We start from the raw sequence: 8,113 nt of genomic DNA, 5'->3' as shown, positions 1-8,113 counted from the left end.
ACCATCCTGCGCGCCGGCGCCGAGAACCTCACCGACCGCCAGCTCGCCCGCCTCGAGACCGCGATCTTGGCCGATCCCGCCCACGAGGAGGTCTACGTCGCCTGGCGCTGCGCCCAAGACCTCCGAGCCGCCTACCGCGCGAAGGACACGACCAAGGGCCGTCGCCGCGCCGAGAAGATCCTGGACGCGTTCCACACCTGCCCGATCCCCGAGGTCGCCCGCCTGGGACGCACCCTGCGCCGCTGGCGGCAGGCGTTCTTGGCCTACTTCGACACCGACCGCGCGAACAACGGCGGCACCGAGGCCGTCAACGGCATCATCGAGCTGCACCGGCGCCTCGCCCGCGGCTACCGCAACCGCGACAACTACCGCCTCCGCATGCTCCTCGCCGCCGGCGGACTGATCACCTGATCCCTACCGGAACGGCGAAGAGCCGGGTAGGGGATCGTTTCGATCGCCTACGTCGCCACCGCGGTCACCACGGCCGGCCAGGGCCCGAGGACCATCGCGACCAGGCACACGCCGATCATGTCGAGGTACAGGGGGACGCCTGTGACGTGGGTGACGGCGAGTCTCAGCAGATTGATCCCGACGGCCGCGCCGATCACCGCCGCGGTGCGCGGACGGCTCGCCGAGATCGGGCTGAACGCCGGGGGCCGGACGGATACGGCTGTCCGGGGGAGGGTCGCGGGGGCCCCGGCGGCAGCGACCGGGACGGGCAGCGTGACGTCAGCGCGCACGGCAGCGGACGAGGCGGCCCCGGCGGAGCGCGTCGTAGACGGTGCTCCGCGCCGGGCGAGCAGCCCGGGCGTCCATCCCGCGAGCCCTCCGGATGTCCCCGACGCGCACGGCGATCTCGGCGAAGGACGGCATCCCCGCGGCGACCCTGGCCTCGGCGAGATCGGTGACGACGGCGTCGATGGAGTCCACGCTGCGCCGGCTGTCCCGGTCGTCCTGGTCGCTGTGCGGTGCCATGCGTCGGCCTTCTTCGTGCTCGCGGAGCGGTGCCCCGTCTGTGGCGTGTCGAGATGATGATGTCCCGTGGGCCTCTCAGCGGTGCGGTGCGCACGAACGCTCCGGTGGTGCGCACGCTCGTGCACACATCGGCGGCGACGGTGAAACCCCCGTGAAGATGTGCACAGATGTGAGCACGGCGCCCGTCGGCGCAGGTCACCGCGCCATACCCTGAGTCCGTACCCGCATATCTGGAGGCTCGCCCGTGTCCGTCACCTCGATCACGCCGTCCGCCGCCGCTGCGCCCGACGCAGGACGCCCCCGCGATCTGGTCCCGTCCGAGGGGGCTTCCGTCCGTGTCGAGGTCCCCGCCTCGCCCGCGCAGCTCCGCGCCCTCGAGGCGGCGCAGCTGCCGGCCCTCGCGGCAGAGCTGCGGCGCCGCCTCGTGGAGACCACGGCGGCCACCGGCGGCCACCTCGGGCCCAACCTCGGCGTCGTCGAGCTGACCATCGCCCTGCACCGCGAGTTCGACTCTCCGCGCGAGCAGATCGTCTTCGACACCGGGCACCAGGCCTATGTGCACAAGATGCTGACCGGGCGCGCCGACCTCGAGGGCCTGCGCCAGCGCGGCGGGATCGCCGGCTACCCGGACCGCGGCGAGTCCGAGCACGACGTGGTCGAGAACTCCCACGCCTCGGGCTCGATCGCCTGGGCCCACGGCATCGACCGCGCGCTGCGCCTGCACGGCGGGGCCGATGCATGCACCGTCGCGGTGATCGGCGACGGCGCCCTGACCGGCGGCGTCGGCCTCGAGGCGCTCAACGAGCTGGCCGCGGACCCGGCGAGCCGCACCGTCGTGGTCCTCAACGACAACACGCGCTCCTACGCACCGACCGTCGGCGGGCTCGCCGGGCACCTGGCAGCCCTCCGCGCCGGGACCGTCGGCGCCGGTGCGGACGTGTTCACCGCGCTCGGGCTCACCTACCTCGGACCGGTCGACGGCCACGACCTCGAGGCGCTCGCCCGCGTGCTCGCCGCGGCGCACCGCACAGCCGCCGATCCCGGGCAGGGCGCCCCCGTGGTCCATGTCCTCACGAGCAAGGGCCGGGGATTCGCGCGCGCGGAGCAGGACCTGCTGGACCACTGGCACGCGACCGGCCCATTCCCGCTCGAGCTCCCCACGGCGGCGGAGGCCGAGGAGGAGACGGTCCGCTCGCCGGATGCTCCCCGGCCGCCGGCGACCTGGACGGCCCGTGCCGGGCAGGCGTTCCTCGCCGCCGCGCGGGCCGATGAGCGGGTGGTGGCGATCAGCGCCGCCATGGTGGACCCGGTCGGTCTCACTCCGCTGCAGGCGGAGGCGCCCGAGCGCGTGCTCGATGTCGGCATCGCCGAGCAGCTCGCGCTGGACACCGCCGCGGGACTCTCGCGCGGGGGAGCGAAGCCCCTCGTTGCCCTGTATGCGACGTTCCTGAACCGGGCCTTCGACCAGCTGCTGCTGGATGCCGCCCTGCACGGGGAGGACGTCACGATCGCGCTCGACCGCGCCGGGGTCACCGGTGACGACGGGCCCAGCCACCACGGTATCTGGGATCTCGCGCTCGCGGCGCAGATCCCCGGCCTCGCGCTGTTCGCGCCCCGGGACGGGGCGCGGCTCGAGGAGGCCGTCGCCGCCGCACTGGCCGTCGAGGGCCCGGCGGTCGTGCGCTATCCCAAGGGGAAGTGCCCGGCGGACCTCGACGCGGTCGCCCGCACCGAGGCGGGGGACGTGCTGCTCGGCGATACCGAGGGCGAGATCGATGCTCTCGTCGTCTCCCTCGGGGCTCTCGCGCCGGCCGCGGTCGAGGCCGCGCGCGCTGTCGCCGCGGACGGACGGCGCATCGTCGTCGTCGATCCGGTGCAGGCGCTGGCGCTGCGACCCGGCCTGCTCGACCTCGCCCGCCGTGCGCACTGCGTCGTGACCCTCGAGGACGGCGTCGCCGCCCGCGGCGTCGGCGCGGCCCTCGCCGTCGCTCTGCAGTCCGCGGCGAGCGTCTCCCATCCCGCCCCGCCCGTCCGCACCCTCGGGGTGGCCCAGGAGTTCATCCCGCACGCCTCGCGTGCGCAGATCCTCGCGGAGCAGGGGCTCGACGCCGAGGGCATCGCCCGCTCGCTGCGGTCAGTGCTCGCCTGAGAGCGATGATGGACTGAGCGTGCCCGGGCGCTCTCCCCGGCGCGCAAGCTGTCTGCGAACGGGCCGGGGCGCGGCGGCGCCGCGAGCCCGGGCGCGGCGGCGCCGCGAGCCCGGGCGCGACGAGGGGCCGGGGCCGCGCGCCTCAGCCGATAGACGAGCGCGGGGACGGGTCGTCCGCCCGCGCGGTGAGCACGATCGGATCCCCGTCGGTCACGTACAGCGTGTGCTCGGCGTGCGCGCCGCGGGAGCCGTCGACGGTCTCGACGGTCCAGCCGTCGCGCTCGGTGATCGCGAGCTCGTTCGTCGTGGGGGAGAGGAACGGCTCGACGGTGATGACCATGCCGGGCGTGAGCTCGATGCCGTGGCCGGGCGTGCCGTGGTTGGGGATGAACGGGTCCTCGTGCATCGTCCGCCCGACGCCGTGGCCCCCGAACTGGTGGTTGATGGTGTAGCCGAGGTCGTGGGCCCTCCCCTGGACCGCATGGCCGATGTCGCCGACGTGGTTGCCGGCGCGCACCTGGTCGATCCCGGCCCACATGACCGTCTCGGTGTCGCGGATCAGCTGCAGATCCTCCTCGGCGGCGGTGCCGACCACCACGGAGACGCAGGCGTCGGCGACCCAGCCCTCGAGCTCCACGGCGAGGTCGAGGGAGAGGAGGTCCCCGTCGGCGAGCACGCGGTCGTACGGCCGCCCGTGCAGCACGGCGTCGTTCACCGAGGTGCAGATGACCTTGCCGAACGGGTACGCCCCGAAGCGCGGGTGGTAGTCGAGGTAGCAGCTCGTCGCGCCGGCCTCGCGGATCATGCGGTGGACCTCGGCGTCGATCTCGAGCAGGTTCTGCCCGACCTCCACGCTCGTGCGCAGGTGCGAGAGCACGGCGGCGACGAACTCGCCCGCCGGATGCATCTGCTCGACCGTCGGGCGCTCGGGCTCGGCGGGACGGCGGCGGCGCAGCAGGCTCATCGGGCGGAGACCTCCACGCGGCGCTCGGTGGCCTCGGCATCGGCGGCCGGAGGCCCCTGCCACGTGAACATCGTGGTCACGAGCCAGGAGACGGCGGCGGTGAAGAGCGCGGCACCGGCCAAGTGCAGGCCCACCAGGACGGCGGGCAGCGCCAGGAAGTACTGGGTGTAGCCGAGAGCCGCCTGCGCGACGGTGACGATGACCACGCCCCAGGCGGCGCGGCGGGCATGCGAACGGGCATCGATGAGGTGCAGCACGAGCAGCATCCCGACGACGAGACCGCAGAAGAGCATCACCGCATCGGCATGGAGCCAGGAGACCATGCGCGGGTCGAGCGCCAGACGGACGGTCGCCTCGAGGTCCCCGGAGTGGGGGCCCGTGGAGGTGACCACGGTCCCGAGCACGAGCACGGCGGCGCCGACGACCGCCAGGGCGATCGCTGTGGCGAGCACGGGTCGCGGCACGGCGCGCCGCACGGCGCCGTCCCCCTCGTGCAGACGCGCGACGAGCACGGTCGAGACCACCACCAGCGCGATCGAGATGAGGAAGTGCGGGGCCACGGTGCCCGGGTGCAGATGCAGCTTCACGATCGCCATCCCGACGATCGCCTGCAGCAGCGTGCCCACGAGGGGCATCCAGGCGAGCACCAGGAAGCCGCGGCCCTTCGAGCGCAGCCAGCGCAGCGCGATGATCAGCACCGCGAGCGCGAAGACGCTCAGCACCCCGGTGAGCGTGCGGTTGCCGAACTCGATGAAGGCGCGGAAGCCGGTCGGGTTGGCCGTGTTCGGGGCGAACTGCCCGGGCTCGCAGTTGGGCCACGTCGAGCAGCCGAGACCCGACCCCGTCAGGCGCACGATGCCGCCGGTGACGATGATGCCCATCTGGCAGATCAGGTTGCCCCAGAACGCGATCGACACGAGGCGGCGGCGGGAGGCGGGGAGGGAGGCGAGCACGGGGCTGGTGATCTCGGGGATCGCAGCCGCGACAGGGGCAGGGGTCATGGGGGTCAGTCTAGGAAGCGGGACCGACGATCGCAGACCGAGGGGTCCCGCTCATCGCGTGATCAGGGCACCGGGAGAGCCGGGCGAGGGCTCAGACCGAGGTCCAGCGGAACCAGCGGGAGACGGCGAAGGACCCTCCCACGGCCCACAGGAGCAGCACGACGACCGACCCCCACGAGAACGCGGTGCCCGCGAGGCTGGCGCGCAGCAGCTCCCCGAGAGCGCCCGAGGGGAGGAGGTCGACGAGACCGCGCAGGATCCGCGGATAGGAGGTCGGGGGGAGGGCGATGCCGCCCACCGCGACGAACAGCATGAACAGGATGTTCGACAGCGCCAGCACCGCCTCGGTGCGCAGCGTCCCGGCGACGAGCAGCCCGAGCGCCCCGAAGGCGACGGTGCCCAGCAGCCAGACCGGCACGGCGGCGAGCAGACCGAGGACGGCGGGCCGCCAGCCGAGGGCGAGGGCGATGCCCCCGAGGACGAGCACCTGGAGCACGTGCAAGCCCAGCGTCGCGATGATCTTCCCCGCGAGATAGCCGTCGCGTCCCAGGGGCGTGGTCGCGATCCAGCGCAGCACGCCGCCGCGGCGGTCGAAGCCGGTCTGGATCGCCTGGGAGGTGAACGACGTCGAGATGAGCGCGGTCCCGGCGGTCGCGGCGACCGCGCTGTCGATCGGGGCGACCCCGGCGATGCCGCCGACCGGCAGCAGGCGCAGGCCGAGGAGGACGAGTACCGGCAGGATGATCGCGACCATGAGCTGCTCGCCGTTGGACAGCATGATCCGGGCCTCGAACGCCGCGTGGCGCAGGACGCGGCGGAGGGTCGGCGCGGGCGCGGTGACGTGCTCGGCGGGGCGGCCAGCGGGACGGACGGTGCCGGGCGCGGTCATCGGCGCTCCTGGGTCAGATCGAGGAGCACGGACTCGAGATCCGCCGCCCCGGTGGTCACATGCAGGTCCACGCCGCGACGCCGTGCGGCCGCCCGCAGCTCGGTGCCCAGGGTCACCGCGACGGCCGGGTCGACGCCCGCGGCGGTCGCGCTCAGGTGCACGGTCCCGTCGGCCTCGTGGTGGGAGGCGATCACCTCCTCGGGGCTGCCGCTGGCGACCACGCTCCCGCGGGCGATGACGACGACCTGGTCCGCCACCCCCTCGACATCGTCCATGAGGTGGGTGGTGAGCACGACGGCGGTGCCGGTGCGGGCGAGGGAGCGGATCAGGTGGCGGACGGTGCGGGAGATCGCGGCGTCCATCCCGGCGGTGGGCTCGTCGAGGAACACGAGCTCGGGACGGCCCACGAGCGCGAGGGCGAGGCCCAGGCGCTGGCGCTGGCCGCCGGAGAGGCGCCGCACCAGGGTGCGGGCGAAGGCGTCGATCCCGAGGTGCGCGGCCAGTTCGTCGACGTCGAGAGGATCGACGTGCAGCGAGGCGCCGTAGCGCAGCAGGTCCATCGCACGGGCGCCCGAGGCGAGCCCGCCGTCCTGGATCATGACGCCCACGTGGGCCCGATGCGCGGCCGATGCCCGCCACGGGTCCTCGCCGAGCACCCGCACGGTGCCCGCGTCGGGTCGCAGCAGCCCGGTGGCGCAGGAGATCGTCGTGGTCTTCCCGGCGCCGTTGGGGCCCAGCAGTGCGGTGACCTCGCCGCGGCGGGCGGTGAGCGAGATGCCGTCGGCCGCGCGGACCGTGCCGTAGTTCTTCACGAGGCCGGTGATCTCGAGCGCGGGAGTCTCGGCGCGATAGGCCGAGGAGGGGACGGGCGATGGAGCTGTCATGGTGCGGTCATCGTAGGCTCCTCGCCCACCGCGGGGCGCGCTCAGCGGCCCGTCGCTCCCGCGCGCTCAGTGGCCCGCCGCGGGGCGCGCTCAGCGGCCTGTCGCTCCCGCGCGCTCAGCGGCCCGTCACGTGCAGGGGCGTGTGGGCGGGATCGACGACCTCCGCGCGCAGCGGTGGCTCGGGCGCCGTCCCCGCACCCCAGGTCGCGGTCTCGAAGCGGTCGCGGTCGTGGGCCTCGAGGAGGGAGGTCATGTCGGGTCCGACGGGGACGATCCCGGTCGGGTTGATGTCCCGATGCACCGCGTAGTAGTGCTCCTTGATGTGCTGGAGGTCCACCGTGTCGCCGAAGCCCGGGGTCTGGAACAGATCGCGCAGGTAGCCGCCGAGGTTCGGCATCGCGGCGATCGGCTTCCGGGCGCACTTGAAGTGGCCCGCGTAGACGGGGTCGAAGCGCACCAGGGTGGGGAACAGGCGCACATCCGCCTCGGTGATCGAGGGCCCCATGAGATAGCGCGAGCGGCTCAGGCGGTCCTCGAGGATGTCGAGGCTCTTCCAGAGGTCGGCGTAGGCCTCCTCGTAGGCCTCCTGGCTGCCGGCGAAGCCCGCCTTGTAGACCCCGTTGTTGACGTGGTGGAGCAGCCAGCGGTTGAGATCGTCGATCTCGGCGCGCTGGGCCTGCGGATAGAGGTCCGGTGCGCCCTCGCGGTGGAAGGCGGTCCACTCGGTCGACAGGTCCAGCGTCATGCGCTGGAAGTCGTTGGTGACGACGGCGCCATCGCGCGTGTCGACGATCGCGGGCACGGTGATGCCGCGCGGGTAGTCGGGCACGCGGCGGAAGTAGGCCTCCTGCAGGCGCTCGATGCCCAGGACGGGGTCGCGGCCGGCGGGGTCCAGGTCGAAGGTCCAGGAGCGGGCGTCGTGCGTGGGGCCGGCGATGCCCATCGAGATCGCGTCCTCGAGGCCCAGCAGGCGGCGCACGATGATCGCCCGGTTCGCCCAGGGGCAGGCGTGCAAGACGATCAGGCGGTAGCGCCCGGCCTCGACGGGGTACCCGTCGCGCCCGTCCGCGGTGATGCGGGTCGCGAAGTAGCGCATGTCCCGGTCGAAGGCCTTGCCGGGCTCGACGTACCGCCCCTGCGCGCTCTCGCCGCCCTGCCCGGCGGCGTTCGCGGGTTCCTGGCTCTGCTGCGCATCCATGATCGACACGCGAGTTGAAAACTGGAGCATAGGGGAGGGGGTGCCTGGGGAGG

9 protein-coding genes are annotated in these 8,113 nt (G+C 73.6%); 2 read left to right on the top strand and 7 right to left on the bottom strand.

The window, feature by feature from the left end; all coding sequences use genetic code 11:
* Positions 1-411, top strand: a 411-nt coding sequence (locus tag FM110_RS02535) for a transposase (protein WP_143276221.1), incomplete at its 5' end; no start/stop codon positions are given.
* 47 nt (positions 412-458) lie between these two features.
* On the opposite strand, the gene FM110_RS02530 is transcribed toward FM110_RS02535, so the two are convergent.
* Positions 459-740, bottom strand: coding sequence for a hypothetical protein (locus FM110_RS02530; RefSeq protein ID WP_087102356.1), 282 nt, complete (start codon positions 738-740; stop codon positions 459-461).
* Positions 730-975 (bottom strand): hypothetical protein, encoded by a 246-nt coding sequence (locus FM110_RS02525; protein WP_087102354.1) that lies wholly within the window; start codon positions 973-975, stop codon positions 730-732. Before FM110_RS02525 ends, FM110_RS02530 begins: the two co-directional genes overlap by 11 nt.
* 244 nt (positions 976-1,219) lie before the next feature.
* Here FM110_RS02525 and FM110_RS02520 point away from each other — a divergent pair, with 244 nt between their 5' ends.
* The gene (locus FM110_RS02520) at positions 1,220-3,124 is read left to right on the top strand and encodes a 1-deoxy-D-xylulose-5-phosphate synthase (RefSeq protein WP_234991851.1); all 1,905 of its coding nucleotides are present in this window, start codon (positions 1,220-1,222) and stop codon (positions 3,122-3,124) included.
* A 142-nt stretch (positions 3,125-3,266) separates the two neighbouring features.
* Here the strand turns inward: FM110_RS02520 and map are convergent, their stop codons facing one another.
* The 5 genes from map to FM110_RS02495 form a co-directional block, all read right to left on the bottom strand.
* Positions 3,267-4,088 carry a type I methionyl aminopeptidase gene (gene map / locus FM110_RS02515; RefSeq protein ID WP_087102352.1) on the bottom strand — a complete coding sequence of 274 codons (822 nt, stop codon included), beginning with the start codon at positions 4,086-4,088 and terminating at the stop codon, positions 3,267-3,269.
* Entirely contained in the window at positions 4,085-5,089 is a 1,005-nt protein-coding gene (locus tag FM110_RS02510; protein ID WP_087102350.1) for a COX15/CtaA family protein, read from the bottom strand. Before FM110_RS02510 ends, map begins: the two co-directional genes overlap by 4 nt.
* A 91-nt stretch (positions 5,090-5,180) precedes the next feature.
* Positions 5,181-5,978, bottom strand: a complete 798-nt coding sequence (locus FM110_RS02505; protein WP_087102348.1) for an ABC transporter permease — start codon at positions 5,976-5,978, stop codon at positions 5,181-5,183.
* Positions 5,975-6,862, bottom strand: a complete 888-nt coding sequence (locus FM110_RS02500; protein WP_087102346.1) for an ABC transporter ATP-binding protein — start codon at positions 6,860-6,862, stop codon at positions 5,975-5,977. The genes FM110_RS02505 and FM110_RS02500 overlap by 4 nt, the downstream gene beginning before the upstream one ends.
* Before the next feature lie 115 nt (positions 6,863-6,977).
* Entirely contained in the window at positions 6,978-8,060 is a 1,083-nt protein-coding gene (locus FM110_RS02495; RefSeq protein ID WP_087102344.1) for a glutathione S-transferase family protein, read from the bottom strand.
* Between the last annotated feature and the right edge of the window lie 53 nt (positions 8,061-8,113).

Source organism: Brachybacterium nesterenkovii (assembly GCF_900163655.1).
Classification (GTDB): domain Bacteria; phylum Actinomycetota; class Actinomycetes; order Actinomycetales; family Dermabacteraceae; genus Brachybacterium; species Brachybacterium nesterenkovii.
This window is presented reverse-complemented; position numbering and strand designations above follow the sequence as displayed.